Origin of the sequence: Chryseobacterium sp. AG844 (genome assembly GCF_003182335.1) — a bacterium.
Taxonomy (GTDB): Bacteria; Bacteroidota; Bacteroidia; order Flavobacteriales; family Weeksellaceae; genus Chryseobacterium; species Chryseobacterium cupriresistens.
In genome coordinates this window covers 162,033-186,672 of the sequence record NZ_QGTV01000003.1, presented here as the reverse complement: position 1 = coordinate 186,672, position 24,640 = coordinate 162,033, and the positions used below count along the sequence as shown (strand labels likewise).

The window sequence follows — 24,640 nt, the reverse complement described above, 5'->3', positions numbered from 1 at the left end:
CAAAGATTAATCCCGGATACTCCTGATTGGAGACCGGGATATAAGAATCACTAAAACTATTACCATGAAAATTACATTAAAACAAACTATTGCATTGAGTCTTCTGGCATGTACATTAACATTATCTTCATGCGCCTTAAGAACTGTTCCCAGTGATTATGCTTCTGTGAAACTGGACGTTATTGATAATAACACGCTGGGAAATGGCAAAGTACTTATTTATAACGGCGCCGGAATTCTCCATAAAATGGATAACACGGCAAGATTGAATATCGGACTTGATGGCAAATCATTAGGACAAATCAGACCGAAAGAATATGTTATTGTTGATTTAGAGAAAGGAAAACATGAGTTTACGGTTCTTCATATAGATATGGTAAATATGAGAAGTAAGCATCAGGTTGAAATTGATGAAAATACTAAAGTAATTAAAATTGAACCAACCATTACTTCCAATAAGTTAACTGTGACCAATATTCTTCCTGAAAAATTTGATCAGTACATTGAAAGACCGGAAACAAGATAATCTGTAACCTATCTGCCATAAAGTATCAGGCATTAAAAGGTGGATTTTGGAACAGTTTTTGGAAGATCTGCGTAGTTAAAGGAAAAACACATCGTTTTAACCTTAAGAATTAAAGAAAATCTAACGATTATTAAATTAAGAAAATGAAAAATATTATTTCAAAAGTTATATTGGGAAGTTTTGTTGTAGGTGCAGTAGGTATGGCCAACGCTCAAAAGATTGATGCGAAAGCTAAAAAGATATTGGATGATATTACAGCCAACTACAATTCTAAAAAGAATTCTTACTTCAAATTTTCTTTTGGAAGCGGCCTTAACGGACAGGTGACCAAAACAGAACCTGGTATTTATTATGTTGCCGGAGAGAAATACAAACTGAAGATCATGGATACGGAACAGATCTTTGACGGAAATAAAATTTACAACATCAACGCCGATGATATGGAAGTTACCATTGCCAAGCCCAACGGAACCAGCACCATGTTCTCCCCTATCAACTATCTTACAACGTATAGAAACGATTATAATGTAACATACAACGGTAAGAAAATAGTGAATGGCGTGAATGCCGATTTTATTAAACTGACTCCGGTGAAAGCCAACGGAATTAAGTTTGTGTACCTTTTTGTCGATTCAGCGAAAAAGCAGATGGTAAAACTGGAACAGCACGGAAACAATAAAGATGTTGCAGTAATTGCTATTAAAGAATATAAAGAAAACCAGGATCTGGATCCTAATATGTTTGTTTTTGACAAAAATAAGTTTAAAAACTACATCGTTACAGAACTTTAAAAAGCTGAAAGTGAATTCGCAACTATGTAAATTTACTTTTAACGTTAAAAAAATAACAAAATATAAAAAGCCACAAGTAAACTTTGTGGCTTTTTGATTAATTTTGGCGCATGTTAAAAATACTAGACCGATACATTATAAAAACCTTCTTTGGACCGTTTTTCTTTATATTCAGCGTATTGTTTTTCATTTTTATTGTAAACATTATCTGGGTACAGTTGGGACAGTTTATGGGAAAAGGATTAAGCTACTGGCAGATCCTTAAACTTCTTTTTTATCTTGGAGTAAACGTCATCAGTATGGTGCTCCCGCTTACCATCCTTCTGGCAAGTATTATGTCGTTCGGTGAATTTGGAGAACGCTACGAGCTTGCTGCCATGAAAGCAGCGGGAATTCCTCTGACCCGTGTAATGACTCCTCTTCTTGGAATTTCCACTGCACTTGCCATCATGCTGTTTTTCTTTTCCAATAATATTATCCCGGATTTTCAGAAAAAAGCCAAGAACATGCTTTTCAATATTGCTCAAACCAAACCGGCCATCAACTTTACTCCGGGACAGTTTATTGATCAGATTCCCGGTTATATGGTAAAATTTGATAAAATTTATGGGGAAAACGGAGAAAATATTGAAGGTGTTTTTGTTCATAAAAAAGCCAATGCTTACGAAAACCAGCAGTCTGTTGTTGCTGAAAAAGGAAAATTTGTTCCGGCAGCCAACAAGAACTTTCTAAAGCTTGTTCTATACAACGGCTATGTATTTGAAGATGCTTTTGCCGGAAAAGGCGATAACGTAAGGCTGAAACAGCCGGACCAGGCTATTAAATTTGACACATTGGTTTCTCACTTTGACATCAGTGAAATCATCAATAAAGCGATCGAAAAAGAACAGATTACGGATGACTACCGTTTCCAGACTTACAATCAGCTTGACGGAACGATTACCAAAACCAAAAAAGATAATAAGCAGTTCTTTGATAACATCGGATCCGAGGTTCTTAACCAGACCAATTCTGTAATTACCTATATGGATAAAGGGAATAAACATAAAGCTGCTCCGAAAACCCAGATCAAACTGGATACGGTAAAAGGTGAAAGAAAACTGGAAATCATTTACAATTCCTACACCAGGCTTGACAACCTGAAATCAACACTGGAATCCAAAAAGAATGAGTACAGTTCTAATGTAAAATACTTCAGTAAGGTAGTGATTTACCAGCAGAGAATTGTTGCCTATTCTGTGACCTGTATCATCTTCTTTTTGATCGGATCCAGTTTAGGTTCTATCATCAGAAAAGGAGGAATGGGACTTCCGGTCATCATTGCAATCGTTATTTTCATCATCTTTTATGTCATGAATGTCGGGGTGGAAAATATGTCATGGAGCGGAAAAATGAATCCTTATCTTGCAGCATGGCTGCCCAACCTGATCCTTCTTCCCTTTGGAGTATGGATGACGTACAAAGCTCTTACAGACTCACAGCTGTTTGATGCAGAAAAATACAAAGCGTTGTTCAAACCCATCACCAAAAGGTTTGTAAAAAGTAAGGAACATCAGAGATATCAATAATTCTGATTTTAAAATAAAATTAAAAGCTTCGAAGAAATTCCGGAGCTTTTTTGTTGATTATTATTACAATATTTAATTGATAATGATTTTGAATTTAAAAATTTATATTTGTGGGAATTTAAAACAAAACCATGAAGAATTTACTACTTATTGGCCTGTTCGGTCTTGTGTCACTCAATGCCCATGCTCAGGATCAGGATGAAACCGGAACCTACAACGGTGAAAAATACGGCTACATCATTGACAAATCCGGAAAGAAAATTGAAGGTGTTGTACATCTGCACGGCGGCTATTCAAGTCCGTGGCAAAATCAGTTAAAAGTAAAATTTGTAGCCATTGCTGATATTGACAAAGTAAAGAATAAGATAAAATTCAAAACCTACGACACAGACGATATCAAAGAATACATGTTGTATGAAGGTGACACTCCGAGGGTTTTCAAGTCGGTAAAATACTCAAACATGAGAGAGGCTCTGAACAGCTCTGAAAGTTCAACAGGATTGTCGGCCGGCTTTAAGGCAATCAACAACCTGTCAAGAACGGAACAGTTTGCTGAAGTAGTAGCAGAAGGTAAAATTACAGTTTATAAGCTTTATGGCTATCCTACGGCTCTTTCTGCAAACAGTACTCAGGCCATCACACAACGGGAAACAGACCGGTTAAGAGAGAATCCTAATTATATTTTTTCGAAGAAAGGAGGAAAAGCTGAAGAATTAACGCCCGCAAAAGCCAAAATTATCCTGGCAGACTGCCCATATGTAAAAGCAAAAATAACAAAGGGTGAATACGGTTCCCTGAAAAACGAAGAGAAGAAAAGAAGCGGTCTTGGAAAATTCATCCGGGATGAGATCAGCAATTCAACGGTGGATAAACTTTCAATTATCAATGAAGTGATCTACGATTACAATGAGAACTGTAAATAGAATATACAAAAAGAGGTTTCCGGTTGGAAACCTCTTTTTATTTTTAAAACTTATAGACAAAAGCATTAATATTCATCCCTGCTCCTACTGAAGCAAATAATACGATATCATTTTTTTTGATTTTATGATGTTCCAGCTCGTCCTGTAGAATCATCGTCAGCAAAGAAGGAATCGTAGCCACACTGCTGTTTCCTAATTTATGAATAACCATAGGCATGATATTTTCCGGAACGGGTTTTCCATACAGCTGATAAAACCTGTTAACAATGGCTTCGTCCATTTTTTCATTCGCCTGATGAATAATAATTTTATTGAGCTGGTCAATAGAATATCCACTGTTGTCCAGACATTTTTTCATGGCATCCGGAACATTTACGAGAGCAAATTCATATATTTTCCTGCCATCCATCTTAATATACCGGGTATCTGGGCATCTTTCGTTGTTGTAAGATTTTCCAAAATACAGATAGTCTTTCTCTTCAAGCGTATACGAAGCTGATAAATGCGCTTTGATCCCGGCATCATCACCCTGGTTCACTTCCAGAACAGCCGCCCCGGCACCGTCGGCATAGATCATACTGTCTCTGTCGTGGATATCTACCACACGGGAAAGTGTTTCTGCTCCAATCACCAGACATCGCTTTGCTATACCGGATTTGATAAACGCATGAGCCTGTATTACCCCTTCAATCCATCCCGGACATCCAAAAAGAACATCATAGGCCACGCAGAAATTATTTCTGATTCCCAATACATGCTTCACCCTTGCAGCAAGACTGGGCACCGTATCAGACTGAACCGTTCCGAAGCGAACATCCCCAAAATTATGGGCAAATATAATATAGTCTAATGTTTCAGGATCGATTCCTGCATTTTCTATAGCTGCACGCGCCGCAATGACGCCCAGATCTGAAGTGACCTGTGTACTATGTGCATATCTCCTTTCTTCAATACCTGTAATCTTTTTAAGCTTATCCGTAATGGAAGCGTTATTCTCCTTTAATAAAATCCCTTCTTCATTAAGAAAAATATGTTTATCAAAAAATAAATTGGTTATTGTTTCCGATGGGATATAATTTCCTACCCCGATTATTTTTGTCATCATTATAGTATCTGTTTCCTGTTTTTTAATTGAACGTCAGGAATAATTCATTAAATATAATGAATGAACGTAAATACTTCACAATATAGTATGGAATAAGAATGCATTGCATCATAAAAAGTTAAAATAATGGCTGAAAAATAATAAAAAAAGAGGTCTCACATCGGAAACCTCTTTACAAATATTTTAAAAACTGAAAATTATACTTTCATAATTTCAGCCTCTTTTGTCTTAAGATGCTCATCGCAAAGCTTAACGTATTTATCAGTATAAGCCTGGATTTCTTCTTCCACGCCTTTTACGACATCTTCAGAAACTCCTTCCAGTTTTTTAAGTTCTTTCAAACCGTCCTGTCTTGCGTTTCTTACCGTTACTTTAGTGTTCTCAGATTCTACTTTAGCCTGCTTTGCAAGTTCCTTTCTTCTTTCCTCAGTTAAAGGCGGAACATTCAGGATAATATTTTCTCCGTTGTTAGAAGGTGCAAAACCTAAGTTTGAGTTGATGATTGCTTTTTCAATCGCATTGATTGCCGTTCTGTCCCAAGGTTGAATAGAGATTGTCATTGCATCCGGAACAGAAACATTCGCAACCTGGTTGATAGGAGTCATTGCTCCATAATATTCTACCATTACATCCTGAACCATTGCCGTAGAAGCACGTCCTGCTCTAATTCTTTGAAATGCGTGATCCAGGTGCTTTACCGCTGCATCCATGTCTTGTTTTACAGATTCTAATATAAGATCTAATTCTTCCATTATTATATTAAAGTTTGATAAATTACACATCTATTAATCCTTCTGAATATCAATTAATTAAAATTTAAAAAACGCAGCAAACATCAGTGTTTTCTATTATTTTAAATTCTTTTTTACTATTCAGTGCTGCAAAAATAATGATTATTTCCATATTCTGGTAAGACTGCATTCTGTATTTTGTGAAAACGTTGATATTTTTAAATAGGACACTGTGCAAAATTATTTTATTACCAGTCGTTACTTGTTTCTTGTTTTGCTCATGGTGGATTTAAATTGAGCAATTAGCGAAGTGATTTTTTCATAAGTTTTTTCTTTTATATCTTAACAAGCATAATCATCTATTATCATTTTACATTTTAATCAATTCCAAAATCTTTTCTTCGCACTTGAAGGAAAAGAATTATATTTGAAAGAATAAACAAATCATCATGAATAGAAGAATTACGATTAAACATGGTCCAGTCGAACATATTGTGGATGTTCCAAGTGATAAATTTGATATGCACAAGGAAGTTATTAAGCAATGTATCAAAAATGAAGGTAATTGCTGGATAGTACCAAGCGAGGATGGAAGTGAAAGATTCTTCCCTGCTGAATTACTCCGAAATAGTGTAATTATTTTCGAACCGTCTGAGATTGATTTAGAAATTTTTTCACAACGAATTTAAATACAGCCCCAAATAGGGGTTGTTTTATTTAAATAAATTGATTAACAAATTTACTAACTTGCGGAATGTGGTCATATAGCCCTCTAGATACCAAAGATGCGGTTACACTACTCACCCACGCAAATAACTTCTTACTAAGTTCTCCTTTGTCCTTAGTATCATCTGAAATTATATTGTCCAATTCTTCTACTTCTTGCTCTTGAACACCTATGGCCTTCAATTCTTGTCGTTGATTATCACTTAAAGAAATTCTATTTGTAGAATTAATTGTAATATTCGCCCCAACTGCATTATTCAATGAATTATTATCACCATACATGTTGTTTGTGATAATATTTTGATTATTTTTTAATTCTTTTTTTTCCAAGTTCTGTAAGTATTTATAATATCCACCTTCCTTTTTAATTTCGCGTCCTAAATTTGTCATTTTCAGCATAGCATTAGCATCGTATGGAATTTCAAGTATTCCTTCTTCTATCATAATCCTTTCTACATGTGAAATAATACTTCTTAATTTCTTTTTCTCTTCTAAATTGGGGTGATTCATATGATCAGTAATATGAAAATTCCCATATGATGGAATATCATGAATAAACTTATCGATATAATCAAGCGCGTACTTTGTTTTCTCTTCCTCAGTCTTGAAATAAATTGTTGGTTGATTAACTCTTAGTGACATATTATTAGTTATTGGTTTACACAAAGATAACAAAAAGCCCTCTCAAAGAGAAGGCTGTAGATTTAAATTCTTGAATGCTTAAGAGTAAATTTTTTGAACCTACTTCCATACACAAACTTTAGGTGATCACAACATTCGTATAAGAATTTGTTATCATCATCCCAATCATCTTCTGGGCCCAATTGTAAAAAACCATAGATTTTCCCACCCATCACTAGAACATCTAAATAATGTTCAGTCCTACTTCCATTCTTCATAGTTCTGTAAATAAGCATGATTTTGATTCCCACTTTTATACGGTACTATCTCTAATATAACAATTTAGTTTTGAACCACAAATAGTTATACAGTATTTTTTGAAATTTCTTTTGGCGTTTCTTTCTTTATTCCTCTTTCATCTTATCTAAATCCTTTACCCTGCTTTTTCCATTATTACTCGGAATAATTACAGTTTTCGCATAATGCTATTTTCAACATGGGTTTTGTGTATTTGTCTTCTCTTTAGAAAAAAAGAGGCTGCTTTTATTCTGAAATTAATTGAAAGCAAAAAACTTCAGGTACAAATACCTATCAAACATTTTGGTTATTTCTACTTAGTGTGATATCATTTTTAATAACGTCCTTTACTCTATTCTTTTAAACGAAACGTCGGCAGGTATTTTACATTGAAAACTTGCCGTAACAAACGGAAAGTCCTGGAGAAGACATTTTGCAAAAATGAACAATTATAAACTAATTTAAACCCATCACATCATGACAAATCCATCTTTAGATGCCTATCAACAAGTTTTCGGTATGGCAGGTCTTGCCAACCGTGCCGGAGGCTACAACGGTTTTGGTATCCAACTGCAGCAACAGCTTCAGTATGATTTATCCTATTATTTTAACAATGTTCCTCCGGTTAAAATAATGGATCAGAAAACACCTTCTATAGCTAATCCTTCAGCCGTATCGGAATTAGGAAACTGGGATCTGGTCTGGGGCCCGGCCCTGATTGAAGAAAAAAATGAAAAGGGAGTTCCTACCGGAGTTGCAGATAATGCATTATATGTCGTTAAGTCTAATGCTGTCGCATTTCCGGGAGGTCCTACATTGCCTACCTACGTTGTGGCTATTGCTGCCACTAATCCTTCCTCTCTTTACGATTGGGAAACAGAAGATTTCTCAGTGGCAGAAGTAGTCAACTGGACGACTTATAACCCTTCCAACTTTGCTCCATCAGCCTTTAACGGCATTGACCCTTATATTTCAAAAGGAACGGCTACCGGGGTCGGTATACTTCTGGGACTTATCAGTCCGGGTGATGCAGCCGCACCCAATACCACGCTTCAACAGTTTCTTGCCAGCTTAAGTCCGGATCCGGATACAGCCATCATATTCTGTGGACATAGCCTTGCCGGAGCATTATCTCCTACCCTTGCCCTTTATCTGAAAGAGAATAAAGATCTGGATGCTTTCGGGGTTACGCTTGTATATCCTACTGCCGGACCAACGCCAGGTGAGGCAGCATTCGCCAATCTTTTCAACAGTAAATTCCCACCATTGCCTCCGGGATGGCAGCAACAGACAGGTACTTATCAAAGCTGGAATACCATGCACTGGAACGATCTGGACGTTGTTCCTCATGCATGGCCGGTATCGGAACTGGGAAAAATAGCAACGATTTATGGTCAGGCTCCTACCTATATGACGGCAGCCTTATTAAACGCTTTACAAAAGATGGCGATTGCTGATTCTTCAAATTCAGGAGCCAGTTATACAAGAATACAGAACCAATCGCTCCCAGGCCGGCTCCAACATTCAAGCGCCTCCTCGGTGAGCATTAAGACACCTCCTGAGTCTTTGCAGGACTATATGCTGCAGCTATCCGTACAGCATGTAGGAATGTATAATGGCATTCCTGCAGAAGGATCCAATCCACAGGTAGAAGGACTTATTTTATCACAGCCATTACCAAAACCAAAGGTGAAGCTGGTACCCGGAGTAACTGCTGTCACGGAATTGGAGATGATTCTTAAAATAATCGATCAGATCATCGGATGGATTTCTTCCCGTTATGTTTTGGTTGAAAAGGAAAATGCCACACAGAATGTTGAAGCAGACAAATAAGTACTTAAAACAATCATAAATAAAAAACACCTGTCACAATTACTGCAACAGGTGTTTTTATATTTTAAACGGTTAAACTGATTATAAATCAACTAAAGTACCTACATTTTCTCCGTCTACGATTTTTTCTAAATTTCCATTCTTATTCATATCGAATACAATGATTGGCAATTTATTTTCGTGGCTTAGAGTAAATGCGGTCATATCCATTACTTTAAGGTTTTTCTCAAATACTTCATCAAAAGATAATGAATTGTATTTTACAGCATCTGCATTCTTTTCAGGATCGCTGTCGTAGATTCCGTCTACCCTTGTTCCTTTTAAGATCACATCAGCTCCGATTTCGATGGCTCTTAAGGTAGCCGCTGTATCTGTTGTAAAATAAGGATTTCCTGTTCCTGCCCCGAAGATCACTACTCTTCCTTTTTCAAGGTGTCTTACCGCTCTTCTTTTGATGAAAGGTTCAGCTACTTTATCCATTTCGATAGCAGACTGAAGTCTTGTTTTGATTCCTGCATCTTCCAATGCTCCCTGCAAAGCCATTCCGTTGATTACCGTGGCCAGCATTCCCATATAATCTCCCTGCACTCTGTCCATTCCTTTGGCAGCTCCTGCAACACCACGGAAAATGTTTCCTCCTCCGATTACGATCGCTACTTCACAGCCTTTTTCAACTACCTTTTTGATCTCAGCTGCATATTCCTGCAGTCTTTCGTTGTCAATACCGTATTGTCTGTTTCCCATTAAGGCCTCACCGCTTAGTTTCAGAAGGATTCTTTTATATTTCATCTTTTATTTTTAATAACTTTTATTAGTATGGGTTTCCCCGGAATTTGATTTTGCAAATATAATCATTAAAGATATTGATGAAAGAAAAATATTTAAATAGAAATAATGTCAGAAATATTTTGAAAAGTACGAAAAAGGATTATTTTTGCATTAATTATAAATTGAGTTGAAGAAAATTATCATTTTTTCATTATTTCTATCAGGAATTGTTTCTTATGCGCAAACAGGAACAAATGTTTATCCGTTCTTAAATGTACCTGTATCTGCAAGACAGGCTGCTCTGGGCGGCGATGCAATTTCGGTAAGAGATTATGATGTTTCCTTTGCTATTGCAAACCCTGCCCTGTTAAATAAAGATTCTGACAAACAGCTTTCTGTAAACGCAACGGCTTACCTTGCCGACTCGAAATACGGAACGATTGCTTATGCCAAAGACTTTGAGAATGGCCATATGGCTACCATCAATGCAAGGTATATGAGCTATGGAAGTATTCCGAGGACGGATGAAAGCGGTTTTGAAAACGGAGAATTCAAAGCTTCTGATGTTGCAATTGGCGCAGGCTATGCCTACCAGTTTGAAGAAGACTGGACGATTGGTGGAGGACTTAATTTTATTACCTCAAAAATTGATAACTATACTTCTTCTGCGATCTCAGGAACAGCGGGAATTACCTATCATAATAAAAAGAGCAAGGAAGTCGTTTCATTGGTCATGAGAAACTTTGGTTTTCAGCTGAAATCCTTTAACGGGACAAGAGAAAATCTTCCTTTCAGAATCGATCTTGGATATACCAAAATCATCAAGAATTTTCCTCTTGCCATCACCATTACCGCACACGATCTTCAGAAGTTTGATATTTCCTCAGAAGAGAATCTGGACGGGCAGAAAGTGGGTGCCGGCAGAAAGATTGCCGATCACTTTTCTTTGGGAGCCGAATTGTTTCCGGAAAAGAATTTCAATATCAGGCTAGGATATAATGTAAAAAGAGGAAATGAGCTGGCGGTTGCGGATCAAAGAAATTTCTCAGGACTTTCTGCAGGATTTGGAGTTAAAGTTTCCAGATTCCGTATTGATTATGCCCACGTGAGATATCACAACTCTTCGAACGTCAATCAGATAGGAATTTCCATGGACCTTTCCAGCCACAGAGGAGAATAATTTTCCTGGCCGGAAATTTCTTAATTATTCTGAAAATTTCTTACTTCCTCTTGATTTTCTAAAAAAAATCTTGAAATTTGCAGTATGAAAAAACCTGTAATTGCTATCGATGGGTACTCGTCTACCGGAAAAAGTTCTATCTCAAAAATCATTGCTGATCAACTGGGACTTATTCATATGGATACAGGAGCGCTTTACAGAGGAGTTACCTGGTATGCTTTGCAGCATTGTCTGAATGAAAACGGCGAGATTGATCTGAATGCGCTGTTCTCTTCTTTTAATCAGATCAAACTTGAATTTAAAAATAACGACGGCACCCTTATTCTTTTCCTGAATGACACAGATATCTCTACGGAAATCCGTACCAATATCGTATCAGACAACGTAAGTCTTGTTGCCAAGCAAAAAGAGGTGAGAGATTTCCTCCTGCAGTCACAGCGCACTTTGGCAGAAAAAGGTGGCGTTATTATGGACGGGCGTGACATTGGGACAGTAGTTCTGCCAGATGCAGACTATAAATTCTTTCTTACTGCCAGTATTGATGAAAGAACCAACAGAAGGTTTCTGGAACTGAAAGGACTGGGAATTGAGGCGGATAAGGAACAGGTAAAGCAAAACCTTATAGAACGCGATAAAATCGATAGTGAGCGTGAAATAGCCCCATTGAAGCAGGCTGACGACGCTATTGTTATTGATAATTCGGCACTCACCAAAGAAGAAACCATGCAGCTTATTTTATCTCACATCAAAAAGATTTAACAATTTTTAATAGGCTTCAGGCCTCCTTTGGTATACAAATTGTAAGTTTTATTACTGTAAAAACTAATCTATTATTAATTATTAAAAAACTTAAAATGTCTAGAAAAGGAAATAATACAGCAGGTATATTGGCAGGACTTCTTGCAGGTGCTGCGGCAGGTGTAATCTTAGGAATGTTATACGCACCGGAAGAAGGTAAAGAAACCAGAAAAAAAATCAAAACAAAGGCAAATGATCTTAAAGATCAGGCAAAAAACAAATACGGTGAGGTTTCTGAAAAAGTGAAAGACCAGTACAGCAATATTTCTTCTACTTTCAAGGAAACGGCGAACAGCGTAGCACATACTGTGAAAGACGGATATGACAAATACAAAGATCAGATTGTTTCTAAAACTGCAGATTTGGCAAAAGATGTAGAAGCAGAACTGAATGATCTGAAAAAATAAGTAATTTATCTTTTTAAGTAAATTACGAAAAGGAACTTTTGTGCGAAAGTTCCTTTTTTTGTAACTTTAAAAAAAAACAATGATAGAAACTATTAAAGAATACGCCTCCAAGAGAATCGATCTTCTGAAAATTGAAGCAACTGAAAAGTCGTCACTTTCTGCCGGGCTCATTACTTACTTTGTAGTACTGCTTGTTGCTTTTGCTTTTTTTATTATCCTTTTCAACTTTGGAATTGCTTTCCTTATCGGAAAAGCACTGGATAATTATTCCTATGGATTCTTAATTGTTGCTGCATTTTATGCACTGGTAATGGCGTTTGTTGTTGCCTTCAAAACAAAAATTGTGAATACTGTTGCAGATCAGGTTATTAAATTTTTAAATCATTAAACTATGGGCAGAAAATACGAGAGCATAGAAGAATTAAGAAGAAAGAAAAAACTGCTTCAGGGTGAAATTAGTGATCTTGAAAATCTTCTGACCTTCAAAAATACAAAAGAAAGCCTGAGTGCATTTACCAATGGTCTAACTGATCAGTATCTTCAGGAAAAGATTGATGAAGACGGTGATGAAAAAGTGATCCTAAGGAAGGATGTCATTGCCAAACAGCTTACTTCAGAGGTGAAAGACCTTTTGATCAGCAAAAATACAGCTGTAGGAATTGCCAGTTCTGCTTTCAAAGGAGGAAATCTTACAGACGGGCTTGTAAAACTAGGGGTTACTGCTATCGTAGGGAACTATGCCAAAAAGAATATGAAAAGTTCCAACTGGAAGAAAAAACTGATTGGTGCAGCTTTGATTTACCTTGCTCCTATTGCACTGAAATATGTCAGAAAAAAAATAGAAGTATACCAGAAAAACAAAAGTGTTTCAAGTATGGAACAATTGATATAGGTTTAAATATCAGAAACCAGAAGTTAGAGAATATTGATAAGTAGTTTATCCGCCATTCCAACCTCTGGTTTCTGATTTTCTATTTTGAAAATAACTGTCCTAAAATAATCCCTGCAGCCATTGATACATTCAGGCTTTCTGTAGACTGGGATTTTCCAAATCTAGGAATGCTGATACTTTTTTGTACCAGTTTTTCCGTCTCCGGTCTCATTCCGTTTCCTTCATTTCCTAAAATAAGGTTTAGCTTTTCGGGTTTCTGGAAAGTATAAATATTCTCCCCTTCCATATCCGTTCCGATATTTACATTCTCTGTTTTGGAAAGATATTCCACCAGATCAGTATACACCACATTCACTCTGGTAAAAGATCCCATCGTTGCCTGAATGACTTTCGGATTGTAAACATCTACAGTATCTTCACTACAGATGATCTGTTCAATACCAAACCAGTCTGCCAGACGTATAATGGTTCCCAGGTTTCCCGGATCCTGTATTCCATCCAAAACCAATTGTATATTCTTATCTTCCCATTTTTCTTCCTCGGCAAGATAACATACCGCCACGGAATCTTTTGGAGTTTTAAGAAAACTTATTTTTTTTAATTCATTTTCAGAGATATGGGTAACAGGAACGTCAGTACGGTCCAATTTTTGTGGATCGGTTGACAATATTTCTTTAACTTTAAAGTTAGAATTAGAAAGTTCACAAATGATTTTATTACCTTCAACCAAAAACAAATTGTATTTTTGTCTGAACTTCTTTTTATCTAAAGATTGTAAAACTTTTATTGTATGAGCTGTAAGCATTATAAGAATTCTCCTCAAAAATATTATAAAATTATCTCATTTGCAACATTTGTTGGTCTCCTTTATGCTTGTAGTACGACAAAAAAAGTTCCTGACGGCGAATACCTGCTTACCAAGAACAATTTAGAGTTCGAGGATAAGAAAGTATTTTTTGATGAGGAACTTAAAGATTATATTCAGCAGAAGCCCAATAAAAAGCAGTTTCTTTTCATGCCATTAAGTCTCCTTCTGTACAATATGGCGGATCCGAAATACGACACCATACTTAATGAATATATGACCTATCCCGGTGAGATGAGAAATCAGAAGCTGAGAGATTCTTTATTCATTAAATATAATATGAAAAGCAGTGTCGGGAAAAGTCTTCTTTTCGACCGTTTACTGCACAACTGGGGAACACCGCCGGTTATTCTTGATCAGACAAGAAGTGAAAAAAGTGCTGAATCTATCAAGAAAAGACTTACCTACAGGGGATATTGGGATGCTGATGTCAATTTTAAACATACGCTGGATTCCGCTTCCAAAAAAGCATCGGTTAATTATTCCATCAAACATAATGAACCTACGCGTATCAAGGATTATTTCTATAATATTCCGGATCAGGGGATCAAAGGGTATTACAACTATAATCTGAACAGAAGTCTTGTAAGATCAGGACAGATCCTTGACCAGACCGTTCTGGAAAGAGAGGTTACCAGAATTACGGATCTGATGAGAGAGTTTGGTTTCTACAGGTTCAATGCTTCCAATGATGAAGTTTATTTCGTTGCAGATTCCCTTAAAAGCAGAAAGCAGGTTCCTTTAACCCTGGAAATTCATAAAGATTCCCTGGATACTCCTTATAAAATAGCCACTTTTGGAAATATTGATGTGGCTATTGTGGATGAACCCGGTGATTATCCTAAAAACACCAAAAAAGACAGCTTAAGGAGAATAAGATTCCATACGATGAATGATAAATATAAACTTTCATCGGTGTGGAGAGCTATTATTCCGGACAGTAAAAAGGTTTTTGACCAGACAAAACTGGACGTTACCAAGAGAAATCTTTTATCGATGAATAACTTCAGCATCGTTAAAGCCAGAGACTCTCTGAGACAAGGCGGAATGACCTCTCCAAACGACAGTATTGTTGATGTTTTGTATGTACTGAAACCACTACCGAAATACGAACTTAAAGTGGGAACAGATATCAATTATTCTCAGGTTTTAAACCTGGGGATCTCTCCTTCTGTTGACCTTACCACCCGAAATGTTTTCAGAGGAGCAGAAAACCTTTCTACCAGCCTTTCAGGGACATTTGGTTCTATCAGAAGTACAAAAGACATCAGTAAAAGGGTTGCGGCCTACGAAATATCAGCTCAGGCATCCCTGAACTTCCCAAGACTGCTGCTTCCTTTTAATTATTATAAATTCATTCCAAAACGATACACGCCTACATCATCTATTTTGCTGGGGGCATCCATACAGAACAACATCGGTTTGGGAAGGTTGATTTTCAATACGGGACTGAATTATCAGGCAAGTGTTAATGATCAGGTGTATCACAAGCTTACTTTATTCAATACTCAGGTCAGTCTGACAAAAAATAAAGATGCCTACTATGACTACTTTGTGAATGACGGAAGGGTAAAAGATGAAGTTTTCGGAAATTATTTTATGTTTAGCCCGGAAACTGCGCAGACCGGACAAGATTATAAAGATGGGAAACTCAGTGTAGATGAAGTTTCCAAAATGATTATTGAGAACGATGCTTACCGTGGAAGTCTTAATCAGCAGGGAAGAGATCTTTTGACTGCATTTACCGGAACATTGGTCAACAAAGACAGACAGACCCAGGATGTCCTTATCTCATCTATGATCTATAATTTTGTTTATAGTGAAATTGGAAAAAAGGAATATCCAAATGCCTTTTATTTTAATGGAAAAGTGGAGCTTGCGGGAAATATATTAAGTATATTCAATAAAAAAGATAACGGCGGAGGTATTGTTACCGGCCCGCAAGGAACTATTTTCGGACTGCCCTATGCACAGTTTGTAAAATTTGATATTGATACAAGAAAATATTTCAAGTTTAACGGAAACCAGACATTGGTACTGCGCCAGTTTATCGGAGTTGGAATACCTTATGGAAACTCTAAGGATATGCCCATCATCAAGTCTTATTTCAATGGAGGTTCCAACGATATCAGAGCATGGGTAGCCTTTGGAGGATTAGGTCCTGCCGATTCTCAGGTAGACGAAAGAGTTCGTACTTATATGACGGATAACCTAAAGCTTACCACCAATATTGAATACCGGATTCCTTTTAATAAAACTTATGAAGGCGCACTATTTACCGATATCGGAAATACATGGAGTCTTCGTAATTATAACGATGGATACGGAGATGAATTTAAGTTCGGTAAGTTCTGGAAACAGGTAGGTATCGGAAGTGGATTCGGATTAAGATTAAATATTGCCTATGTAACGGCGAGAATCGATCTTGCGTATAAGATCTATGACCCGAATAAACCTGAAGGCGACCGATGGAGATTCAAATTCATCCAGCCTTTCAAACCTACAGTTAATATCGCGTTCGGATATCCTTTCTAATCCGGAGAAACGCCTAAAATAAAATACACTACAGCAATCACACGGGCGAGGATTTCCCTCGTCTGGTTTCTGTAGAAACTCTCTGGTTTTGTGACATCCTGCGCATCAAATCCCAGGGCATTCATATCATTATTTCTTGCAAAAAACAATGCTCTCAGGTTGTGATATCCCTGAGATACAATAATGACATTTTTTTTCTTATAAACATCCTTACAACGGAGAATACTTTTGTAGGTATTAAAGCCTTTCGGATCTTCCACAATAATATCTTCAGGCACTCCTTCCTGATTGATCAGATAGTTTTTCATTGCTCCCGGCTCGTTATAACCTTTGCTTTTTTCCCCGCTTACGATAATTTTCTTGATTTTCCCATGATGGTAAAGAAGGGCAGTCGCATCCATTCTTTTAGTGAAATAAGGGTTTGATTTTCCTGATCTCATTTTTGGAGAGGTTCCCAGAACCAGTGCAATTTCCCTTGGCGGAATTTTTGAGATTTTGGTATAAGTTCTTCCGTTGGTAAGCCCGAAAACCCACACATTACAGAAGCATATCATCAGAATTCCCAGTTCCAGTGATATAAACCCAAGGTTAAATATGTTCCTAATAACTCTCAACTAAGATCAAAGTTAAGCTTTATTTTTTTACTTTTCACAATAGACATACAAGCTAAAATATGTCCCTGCTCCTCCTCTTTTTCGGTAAGATACTCATTCTCCAGCAGTTCTACTTCCCCTTCTTCCAGAGAACATTCACAGCTTCCACAGATTCCTGACTTGCAGGAATAAGGAACAGGGAATTTCTGCATCAAAAGCTGCTGTAGGATTTTATCCTTATTATCAGGCAGATAAGTGGTGTATTTCTTTCCAAGCATGGTAAATTCAACCTCTATATTTTCAATCAGAGGAAATTCTTTTTCCACAGGATAAATATCGTCATTAAATTCTTCAAAAAGTTCAAAATGGATATTCTTTTTCGGAATTCCGTGATGATAGCAGGCATTAGCCAAAGTTTTGATCATTTCGCCTTTTCCACAGATCAGCACTTCGTCTACAGCATCCCAGATTGTAGATTCCTCGTCTGTATCATCCAAATGAAGAATCTGATTGATGATAAGATTCAGCTTTTTTTCATCAAGTCTTCCATAAAAAAACTGATCTGCCGTTTTCTCCTGAGAAAAAAAGTAAAATATCTGGAGTCTGTCACCACATGTTCTGGCAAGGTTGTCCAGCTGCTCACGATAGACAAGATCTTCTGAACTTTTGTTTCCAAAAAATAAGAACAGTCGTGTTCTGGGTTCGTTGTGGAGAATATTTTTAAAATGACTCAAAATGGGCGTAATCCCTATACCGGCTGCAAAAGCAACAATAGTTCTGAATTCACTGGGCTTGGATACAATGGTAAATCTTCCTGCAGGTTCACTAATCCAAAGTTCATCACCAGCATTATAATTTTGAAATAACTGCGAAGTAGCTCCTTCAGAGGAATTCACCTTTATCCCCAGACATATTTTCCCTTCATAGGGAGCTGAAGTCATTGAATAATCATTAATAACCTCCTTCCCATGTGATTGAAATCGTATACTGACGAACTGCCCGGCTTCAAACCTGAAATTTTCTTTTAAATTCTCAGGAATATCAAATTCCAGAGAAAAAGTATTTTTGGTCAGCTCTTCCTTTTTCGCTATTTTTAACGGATGAAACTGTATCAGTTTCCCTTTATAGATTTGTTGTTCCATAACTTCAATTCAAAAATAGATAAAAAATAATTTATGAAGAAGATAATTTTATCCACGTTACTTCTTACTGCTCTCTACAGCTGTAAAAAAGAAGGTCAGAAAACTGAAGACACAGCTGGCACAGCCCCTGTTTCTGTATCTCAAACTACAGAATCTGAAGGAAGTACAGCTATCCCCCAAGAACTTTCTCCTGAAAATGTAAGCCAGCATTTGGCCAAAAATAATGATACTTTATATGTAACCAATTTTTTTGCAACCTGGTGTGGCCCATGTATCAGAGAAATTCCAAGTTTTAAAAGTAAAATGGAGGAATTGAAAGGAAAACCTGTAAAGTTCACTTTCGTCAACCTTGATGATAAGGCAGATTGGGCTGGTGCTGTTAAGAATTTTGCTGCAGAAAATAAATTGGGAGGCAGCATTATATTACTGGATGGACAAAAATTAGATCCAAACTTCTTTCACAACAACTTCAAACAATGGGACGGAGGTTCTATCCCTTTTACTTTCATGAGAAAAGGTGATAAAACCGACGAATATCTGGGAATGATGACGGAAGATGTATTGAATTCTAAAATCGATTCTTTCCTAAAATAAATAGACTGAACTCTTTCTGAATCATGTCAAAAAGATTTAAAATCCTATGTTTATTATTCGTGATTGCCATTATTGCAAGCGCAATTATTAATCTGAACACAGGATTTTTAAGTTTAAGCTTCCAGGATTTCTTTCAAGATTCCGCTCAGAATCAAATTGCTGAAATCCGTATCAACCGTGTGCTGGTGATGATGCTGGCTGGAATTTCCATTCCCACTTCAGGTTTTCTGATGCAGGAATATTTTCAAAATCCACTGGCAGGACCTGATATATTAGGAATAACTTCAGTTGCCAGTTTATCAGTCGCTTTTTATATTTTCTTTTCCCATACTATTTCCCTTCCTGAATTTTTACAGAATAGTTTTCTCAGTTTATCAGCTATTGGAGGCAGCTTACTGCTAATGCTGATCCTACTGTCAATGTCTAACAGATTTCAGGACAAGTCCTATCTTATTATTTTCGGGTTTTTGGTATCTGCTTTTGCCGGTGCCATTGTATCTCTGTTGCAATTTTATGCGGAAAACCAGAGTCTTAAAAACTATATTTTATGGTCTTTCGGAGCGAATAATATGGTAACGAGGAATCAGATCTATGTACTTTCCGTTCTTGTTTTAATCGGAATGTTGATCTGCTTCAGAGCGATAAAACCACTCATTGGAAATTCTCTGGGCAATTCCTATGCACAAAGTTTAGGGGTCAATCTGAAACAGCTGAAGCTCTTAATTATAGTAGCATCTTCTCTCCTATCCGCCTCTGTTACTGCATTTTTAGGGCCTATTCTTTTTATCGGAATTATTGTACCTCACTTTTGCAGACTTGTTTATAATCCATCCAGATTATGGCAGCAATGGATTCTTAATATGTTCCTGGGAATGCTGATCATGTTATTTTTCTCTGTCATTGCAGAAAAAACACAGATTCCTTTGAATGTGATAAGTTCTGTATTTGGGATTCCTGTGATTCTGATGATGCTGTTGAAACAGAATAAAGTGTGATTTTTTTGTTGGATAAACGCAAAGGCGCAAAAACTTGTAAAACTTTATATTTTTAAGACGCAAAGATTTTATCTCCGATAAAATTTAGCACTGCATATTTTAATTCACAAAAAATCACCATATCCTTGCTGAAAATCTTTGATTTTCTTGCTCCTTACAATATACAAATTGTAACTTTGCGCCCTTGCGCTTACCCAACAATACACTTAAATAAAAAATTTTAAGACATAATATCCTTTACCTAACAATTCTTATATTTAGGTTCAACAAAACACCACAAATGACAGAAAATGAAATTTCAAAAATTGTTTTTGAAACAGGATTAAAGATTCATAAAAAGCTTGGAGCAGGACTTTTTGAGCATGTATATGAAGAATGTATGTTCTACGAATTAACAAACTCAGGATTTCTTGTAGAAAAACAAAAACTACTACCTATTATTTATGAAAATTTGAGAATAGAAAACGTTTTCAGGCTTGATATGATAATTGAAAACAAAGTGATTCTGGAAATAAAAGCAGTTGACTACATAAGTCCTACTCATAAAGCTCAATTACTCACCTATTTAAAAATGTCAAACTGCAAATTAGGTATGCTGCTCAACTTTCAATCTGATGTTTTCAAAAACGGAGTAACAAGAATTGTAAACAATTTATAAAATAAAACTGGATAAAAATTTGACAAAGTCAAATTCCTTGCGCCTTAAAACATTATTTTTGTAAAACATTTTGCGTCTTACGTATAACCAACAGAAACATGCACCTACAAATCAAACAGGCAGATATCGGCTACAATACAACTTTAATCTCCAATGCCAATGCAGATTTAAAGCTTGGTGATGTATGCCTGCTGATTGGTAATAACGGTGTAGGAAAAACAACATTAATCAAATCTATCCTGCATCAGCTCCCTTTACTGAATGGGGAAATTTCTATTAATGGAAAAAATGTAAAAAATCTTTCGGTAAAAGAGATTGCAGAGAATATTGCCATTGTCTTCTCAAAATCTGTTATTCCGCAGCATTATACCGTTGAAGATCTTATTTCTCTCGGAAAGTATATCTATTATCCTTTTTATTTTGAACTCAAAAAAGAAGATCGTGAAGAGGTTGGCCATATTATTGAAGAACTGGATCTTAATCAGTACCGATATACTCTTTTGAAAAACCTTTCTGATGGAAACCTTCAAAAAGCATTTATAGGACGGGCCATTACCCAGAATTCCCCTATTATTATTCTGGATGAGCCTACTACTCATCTGGATGAAAAAAATAAAATTATTATTCTTAAAACTTTAAGAAAGCTGGCTAAGGAACAGAACAAGCTTATCCTTTTTTCTTCCCATGACTGGCGACTGGCCAAAGAATTCGCAGACAAAATATGGTATGTAAAGGAAAATCATTTGTATTCCGGAATTGTTGAGGACATTTTGCTTCAGCATAATGAACTTACAAATGCTTCCTTATTTCAAATCAATGAGACCTTTATTCCGCCAGTGATCTCTGCACCGCAGTTTCACAAGGAAATGCTGTATTCTCTGCTTCAAAAAAACTTCCAAAAAGACCTGTCTGACCTGAATTTCGAATTTCAGAACCCATTTTGGGTAATTGCTAAGGATTCCTCCATCTATCAATGTGAATCTTTTGAAGAAATCATTATTTTAGTCTCAAACATTCATTAATACTTGATTTTCTTTGATTTATCCACATATTATGCATGCATAGTATTATGCTAGTCATACATTTTAATCCATTTATTTACAGCCTATTAACAAAATTTAACGTTAATAAATATTATGCATGCATAATATTTATTAAATTTGGGTAAAACCATTGGCGCAAAAATGATGGATCATAATAAGGAAAAAATAGAAAACGTAGATTTAATTTTAAAACAGACCTGGTTGGCTGTTTCTAAAATGTACACAGAATTAGCCCAGGAACATGATTCCACAGCGGTACAGGCACTCACACTTTTAAAAATAGATCCTAAAGAAGGAACCCGAAGTACCAATCTTGGACCGAAGATGGCTATTGAACCCACTTCTTTAACAAGAATCATCAAACTTCTTGAAGATAACGGATACATCTATAAGGAGAAGACCACCACTGATAAAAGAGAGGTGATCATCAAACTTACAGATAAAGGATTAAACTCCAGAAATATGTCTAAGGAAGTCGTTGTGAATTTCAACAAGAAGGTGATGGAAAAAATTTCTCCGGAAAAACTGGAGGCTTTCAAAGATGTGATGGGTGAAATCATGAAAATAGCCAACGAATTATTAAATAACAGAAAATAAATTATGATGAAGCCTTCGGGTTCATATCATCTTATACAAATAAAAATTTACATATGAAAAGAAGAATCAAACATGTAACGGTTCTTGGTTCAGGAATTATGGGAAGCGGAATCGCTGCCCACTTCGCCAACATCGGCGTTGAAGTATCACTTTTGGATATTGTTCCTTTTGAACTTACTGAAGCTGAACAGAAAAAAGGTTTGACCAAAGATGACAAAGCAGTAAGAAACAGAATTGCTTCCGAAAACTTTGAAAAACTTAAAAAAGCAAGTCCTGCACTTCTTTATTCACCCAAGTTTGCAGACAGAATTACAATCGGAAATTTCGATGATGATTTGCCGAAAATAAAAAATACCGACTGGATCATTGAAGTAGTCGTTGAAAGACTTGATATCAAGAAGTCTGTGTACGAAAAAATTGAACAGTTCAGAAAACCGGGAACATTAATTTCTTCCAATACATCCGGTATTCCTATTCATCTCCTTACAGAAGGGAGAAGCGAGGATTTCAAGAAGTACTTTGCGGGAACACACTTCTTCAACCCGGTAAGATATCTTCCCCTTTTAGAGATTATCCCAACCAACGATACAGCTCCTGAAATCATCGATTTCTATATGAATTACGGAGCAAAATTCTTAGGTAAAACGACTGTTTTAGCCAAAGATACACCAGCCTTCATCGCCAACAGAATCGGGGTGTTCTCTATGATGGATCTTCTTCACAATGTACAGAAATTAGGACTTACCGTTTCTGATGTTGATAAATTAACAGGTCCCGTAATCGGACGTCCAAAATCTGCTACATTCAGAACAGCCGACGTTGTAGGTCTTGATACTTTGGTAATGGTAGCCAATGGAGTTCGTCAAAGCGGTGCAGAAGCGAACGACTTTAATGATGTATTTGCCCTTCCTCCTTATATCCAGAAAATGATGGACAATAAATGGCTGGGTTCAAAAACAGAACAAGGTTTCTATAAAAAAGTGAAAAATGCAGAAGGAAAATCTGAAATTCATGGATTAAACCTTGATACTTTAGAGTATGAACTTCAAGGCAAATCGTCATTCCCGACATTAGAATTAACAAAATCTATTGACAAGCCAATCGACAGATTCAAAGTATTGATCGGCGGTAAAGATAAAGCTGGCGAATTATACAGAAAATCTTTAGGGGCATTATTCGCTTATGTTTCACACAAAGTTCCTGAAATCTCCGACGAAGTTTACAAAATTGACGACGCTATGAGAGCAGGTTTCGGATGGGAAAACGGTCCTTTTGAGATCTGGGATTCAGTAGGTGTTCAGAAAGGCATTGAACTGGCAAAAGATGCAGGATACGAAGTTTCAGACTGGGTAAAAAACGTAGAAACCTTCTATAAAGTGAATGATGAAGGACAAAGTATTTATGTTGATAAAAACTCGGGAGAATACAACAAAATCCCTGGTCAGGATGCATTCATCATCTTAGATAATATCAGAAAAAATAAAACACTCTGGAGCAATTCAGGTGCTGCTATTCAAGATTTGGGAGACGGAATTATCAACTTTGAGATCCGTTCAAAAATGAACTCTCTTGGAGGCGAAGTTCTTGACGGATTGAACAGAGCGATTGATTTGGCAGAAAAAGAATATGACGGATTAGTAGTTGGAAACCAGGGAGCTAATTTCTCTGTAGGTGCCAACCTTGCAATGATCCTTATGATGGCAATCGAACAGGATTGGGATGATCTGAATATGGCGATCGCTTACTTCCAGAAATCAATGATGAGAGTACGCTACTCATCTATTCCGGTTGTAGTTGCTCCTCACGGAATGACTTTAGGTGGAGGATGCGAAATGACCATGCATGCAGACCGAGTGGTTGCCGCGGCAGAAACGTATATCGGACTGGTAGAAACCGGAGTTGGAGTAATTCCTGGTGGTGGTGGTACTAAAGAGCTTACTTTAAGAACTTCCAGAGAATTCCACAACGATGATGTTAAAAATAACAGACTTCGTGATGCTTTCATGAACATCGCCATGGGTAAAGTAGCGACTTCTGCCTACGAAGCTTACGATATGGGAATCCTTGAAAAAGGGAAAGACATCGTTTCCGTAAGCAAAAACAGACAGATTGCTGAAGCGAAAAAAGTAGCGAAACTATTAGCAGAACAAGGCTATACCCAGCCGATCGAGCAAAAAGTAAAAGTTCTTGGTAAAGACGCATTAGGAATGTTCTACGTAGGAACTGACCAGATGTTAACCGGAAACTTTATTTCTGCACACGATAAGAAAATTGCTGATAAACTAGCCAACGTGATGGTAGGTGGAAATCTATCAGAACCAACAGTTGTAACAGAACAATATCTATTGAACCTTGAAAGAGAAACTTTCCTTCAGCTTTGTGGAGAAAGAAAAACTCTGGAGAGAATTCAGTATATGTTGCAAAATGGGAAACCTTTGAGAAACTAATAGAG

At 36.7% G+C, this 24,640-nt stretch carries 25 protein-coding genes; 18 read left to right on the top strand and 7 right to left on the bottom strand.

The features are described 5' to 3' along the window. Nucleotides 1–64: 64 nt before the first annotated feature. The 4 genes from DEU40_RS04735 to DEU40_RS04720 all read left to right on the top strand — a co-directional run bounded on the left by DEU40_RS04735 (nucleotide 65) and on the right by DEU40_RS04720 (nucleotide 3,808). Nucleotides 65–526 carry a hypothetical protein gene (locus tag DEU40_RS04735; RefSeq protein ID WP_110008766.1) on the top strand — a complete coding sequence of 154 codons (462 nt, stop codon included), beginning with the start codon at nucleotides 65–67 and terminating at the stop codon, nucleotides 524–526. A gap of 143 nt (nucleotides 527–669) precedes the next feature. Next, nucleotides 670–1,317 (top strand): LolA family protein, encoded by a 648-nt coding sequence (locus DEU40_RS04730; protein ID WP_110008765.1) that lies wholly within the window; start codon nucleotides 670–672, stop codon nucleotides 1,315–1,317. A gap of 110 nt (nucleotides 1,318–1,427) precedes the next feature. Further along, complete coding sequence (locus tag DEU40_RS04725) at nucleotides 1,428–2,885, top strand: LptF/LptG family permease (protein ID WP_110008764.1); 1,458 nt, start codon at nucleotides 1,428–1,430, stop codon at nucleotides 2,883–2,885. A gap of 131 nt (nucleotides 2,886–3,016) precedes the next feature. After that, nucleotides 3,017–3,808 (top strand): hypothetical protein, encoded by a 792-nt coding sequence (locus tag DEU40_RS04720; RefSeq protein ID WP_110008763.1) that lies wholly within the window; start codon nucleotides 3,017–3,019, stop codon nucleotides 3,806–3,808. Between the two features lie 43 nt (nucleotides 3,809–3,851). Here DEU40_RS04720 and DEU40_RS04715 read toward each other — a convergent pair whose 3' ends face one another. Both DEU40_RS04715 and frr read right to left on the bottom strand, forming a co-directional pair. Then, nucleotides 3,852–4,913, bottom strand: coding sequence for a 3-oxoacyl-ACP synthase III family protein (locus DEU40_RS04715; protein ID WP_110008762.1), 1,062 nt, complete (start codon nucleotides 4,911–4,913; stop codon nucleotides 3,852–3,854). Between the two features lie 197 nt (nucleotides 4,914–5,110). Next, on the bottom strand, nucleotides 5,111–5,665 hold the full coding sequence (gene frr, locus DEU40_RS04710) for a ribosome recycling factor (protein ID WP_110008761.1): 555 nt from the start codon (nucleotides 5,663–5,665) through the stop codon (nucleotides 5,111–5,113). Between the two features lie 428 nt (nucleotides 5,666–6,093). On the opposite strand from frr, the gene DEU40_RS04705 reads away from it, so the two are divergent. Continuing rightward, entirely contained in the window at nucleotides 6,094–6,333 is a 240-nt protein-coding gene (locus DEU40_RS04705) for a hypothetical protein (protein WP_110008760.1), read from the top strand. 28 nt (nucleotides 6,334–6,361) lie between these two features. On the opposite strand, the gene DEU40_RS04700 is transcribed toward DEU40_RS04705, so the two are convergent. Then, nucleotides 6,362–7,012, bottom strand: coding sequence for a hypothetical protein (locus DEU40_RS04700; protein WP_110008759.1), 651 nt, complete (start codon nucleotides 7,010–7,012; stop codon nucleotides 6,362–6,364). 753 nt (nucleotides 7,013–7,765) lie between these two features. Between DEU40_RS04700 and DEU40_RS04690 the strand changes: the two genes are divergently transcribed. Next, on the top strand, nucleotides 7,766–9,121 hold the full coding sequence (locus DEU40_RS04690) for a lipase family protein (RefSeq protein WP_110008757.1): 1,356 nt from the start codon (nucleotides 7,766–7,768) through the stop codon (nucleotides 9,119–9,121). Between the two features lie 81 nt (nucleotides 9,122–9,202). Here the strand turns inward: DEU40_RS04690 and pyrH are convergent, their stop codons facing one another. After that, a complete protein-coding gene (gene pyrH, locus DEU40_RS04685; protein ID WP_110008756.1) occupies nucleotides 9,203–9,910 on the bottom strand; it encodes a UMP kinase in 708 nt (235 codons plus the stop codon). 166 nt (nucleotides 9,911–10,076) lie between these two features. Between pyrH and porQ the strand changes: the two genes are divergently transcribed. The 5 genes from porQ to DEU40_RS04660 all read left to right on the top strand — a co-directional run bounded on the left by porQ (nucleotide 10,077) and on the right by DEU40_RS04660 (nucleotide 13,166). Continuing rightward, nucleotides 10,077–11,069: a type IX secretion system protein PorQ gene (gene porQ / locus DEU40_RS04680; RefSeq protein ID WP_110008755.1), complete on the top strand. Its 993-nt coding sequence runs from the start codon at nucleotides 10,077–10,079 to the stop codon at nucleotides 11,067–11,069. Between the two features lie 84 nt (nucleotides 11,070–11,153). Next, nucleotides 11,154–11,828 carry a (d)CMP kinase gene (cmk, locus tag DEU40_RS04675; RefSeq protein ID WP_110008754.1) on the top strand — a complete coding sequence of 225 codons (675 nt, stop codon included), beginning with the start codon at nucleotides 11,154–11,156 and terminating at the stop codon, nucleotides 11,826–11,828. Nucleotides 11,829–11,923: 95 nt separating this feature from the next. Continuing rightward, nucleotides 11,924–12,274, top strand: coding sequence for a YtxH domain-containing protein (locus DEU40_RS04670; RefSeq protein ID WP_047431084.1), 351 nt, complete (start codon nucleotides 11,924–11,926; stop codon nucleotides 12,272–12,274). 79 nt (nucleotides 12,275–12,353) lie between these two features. Beyond that, on the top strand, nucleotides 12,354–12,662 hold the full coding sequence (locus DEU40_RS04665) for a phage holin family protein (RefSeq protein WP_034694332.1): 309 nt from the start codon (nucleotides 12,354–12,356) through the stop codon (nucleotides 12,660–12,662). Between the two features lie 3 nt (nucleotides 12,663–12,665). Further along, complete coding sequence (locus tag DEU40_RS04660; protein ID WP_110008753.1) at nucleotides 12,666–13,166, top strand: phosphoribosyl-ATP pyrophosphatase; 501 nt, start codon at nucleotides 12,666–12,668, stop codon at nucleotides 13,164–13,166. Between the two features lie 79 nt (nucleotides 13,167–13,245). On the opposite strand, the gene DEU40_RS04655 is transcribed toward DEU40_RS04660, so the two are convergent. Beyond that, a complete protein-coding gene (locus DEU40_RS04655) occupies nucleotides 13,246–13,971 on the bottom strand; it encodes a TrmH family RNA methyltransferase (protein WP_110008752.1) in 726 nt (241 codons plus the stop codon). Here DEU40_RS04655 and DEU40_RS04650 point away from each other — a divergent pair. Beyond that, nucleotides 13,957–16,566, top strand: a complete 2,610-nt coding sequence (locus tag DEU40_RS04650) for a BamA/TamA family outer membrane protein (RefSeq protein ID WP_110008751.1) — start codon at nucleotides 13,957–13,959, stop codon at nucleotides 16,564–16,566. The genes DEU40_RS04655 and DEU40_RS04650 overlap by 15 nt on opposite strands. Here DEU40_RS04650 and DEU40_RS04645 read toward each other — a convergent pair. Continuing rightward, on the bottom strand, nucleotides 16,563–17,120 hold the full coding sequence (locus tag DEU40_RS04645) for a vancomycin high temperature exclusion protein (protein ID WP_373427997.1): 558 nt from the start codon (nucleotides 17,118–17,120) through the stop codon (nucleotides 16,563–16,565). The two genes, DEU40_RS04650 and DEU40_RS04645, sit on opposite strands and share 4 nt — an antisense overlap. Before the next feature lie 56 nt (nucleotides 17,121–17,176). Further along, complete coding sequence (locus DEU40_RS04640) at nucleotides 17,177–18,301, bottom strand: ferredoxin--NADP reductase (protein WP_110008749.1); 1,125 nt, start codon at nucleotides 18,299–18,301, stop codon at nucleotides 17,177–17,179. A 33-nt stretch (nucleotides 18,302–18,334) separates the two neighbouring features. On the opposite strand from DEU40_RS04640, the gene DEU40_RS04635 reads away from it, so the two are divergent. The 6 genes from DEU40_RS04635 to DEU40_RS04610 all read left to right on the top strand — a co-directional run bounded on the left by DEU40_RS04635 (nucleotide 18,335) and on the right by DEU40_RS04610 (nucleotide 24,635). Continuing rightward, nucleotides 18,335–18,895: a TlpA family protein disulfide reductase gene (locus DEU40_RS04635; protein ID WP_110008748.1), complete on the top strand. Its 561-nt coding sequence runs from the start codon at nucleotides 18,335–18,337 to the stop codon at nucleotides 18,893–18,895. A 23-nt stretch (nucleotides 18,896–18,918) separates the two neighbouring features. Beyond that, a complete protein-coding gene (locus tag DEU40_RS04630; protein WP_181397933.1) occupies nucleotides 18,919–19,890 on the top strand; it encodes a FecCD family ABC transporter permease in 972 nt (323 codons plus the stop codon). A gap of 280 nt (nucleotides 19,891–20,170) precedes the next feature. Beyond that, on the top strand, nucleotides 20,171–20,548 hold the full coding sequence (locus tag DEU40_RS04625) for a GxxExxY protein (RefSeq protein ID WP_110008746.1): 378 nt from the start codon (nucleotides 20,171–20,173) through the stop codon (nucleotides 20,546–20,548). A 98-nt stretch (nucleotides 20,549–20,646) separates the two neighbouring features. Further along, the gene (locus DEU40_RS04620) at nucleotides 20,647–21,570 is read left to right on the top strand and encodes an ABC transporter ATP-binding protein (RefSeq protein ID WP_110008745.1); all 924 of its coding nucleotides are present in this window, start codon (nucleotides 20,647–20,649) and stop codon (nucleotides 21,568–21,570) included. 165 nt (nucleotides 21,571–21,735) lie between these two features. Next, complete coding sequence (locus tag DEU40_RS04615; protein ID WP_062671553.1) at nucleotides 21,736–22,188, top strand: MarR family winged helix-turn-helix transcriptional regulator; 453 nt, start codon at nucleotides 21,736–21,738, stop codon at nucleotides 22,186–22,188. 53 nt (nucleotides 22,189–22,241) lie between these two features. Next, nucleotides 22,242–24,635 (top strand): 3-hydroxyacyl-CoA dehydrogenase/enoyl-CoA hydratase family protein, encoded by a 2,394-nt coding sequence (locus tag DEU40_RS04610; RefSeq protein WP_110008744.1) that lies wholly within the window; start codon nucleotides 22,242–22,244, stop codon nucleotides 24,633–24,635. Nucleotides 24,636–24,640 lie beyond the last annotated feature (5 nt).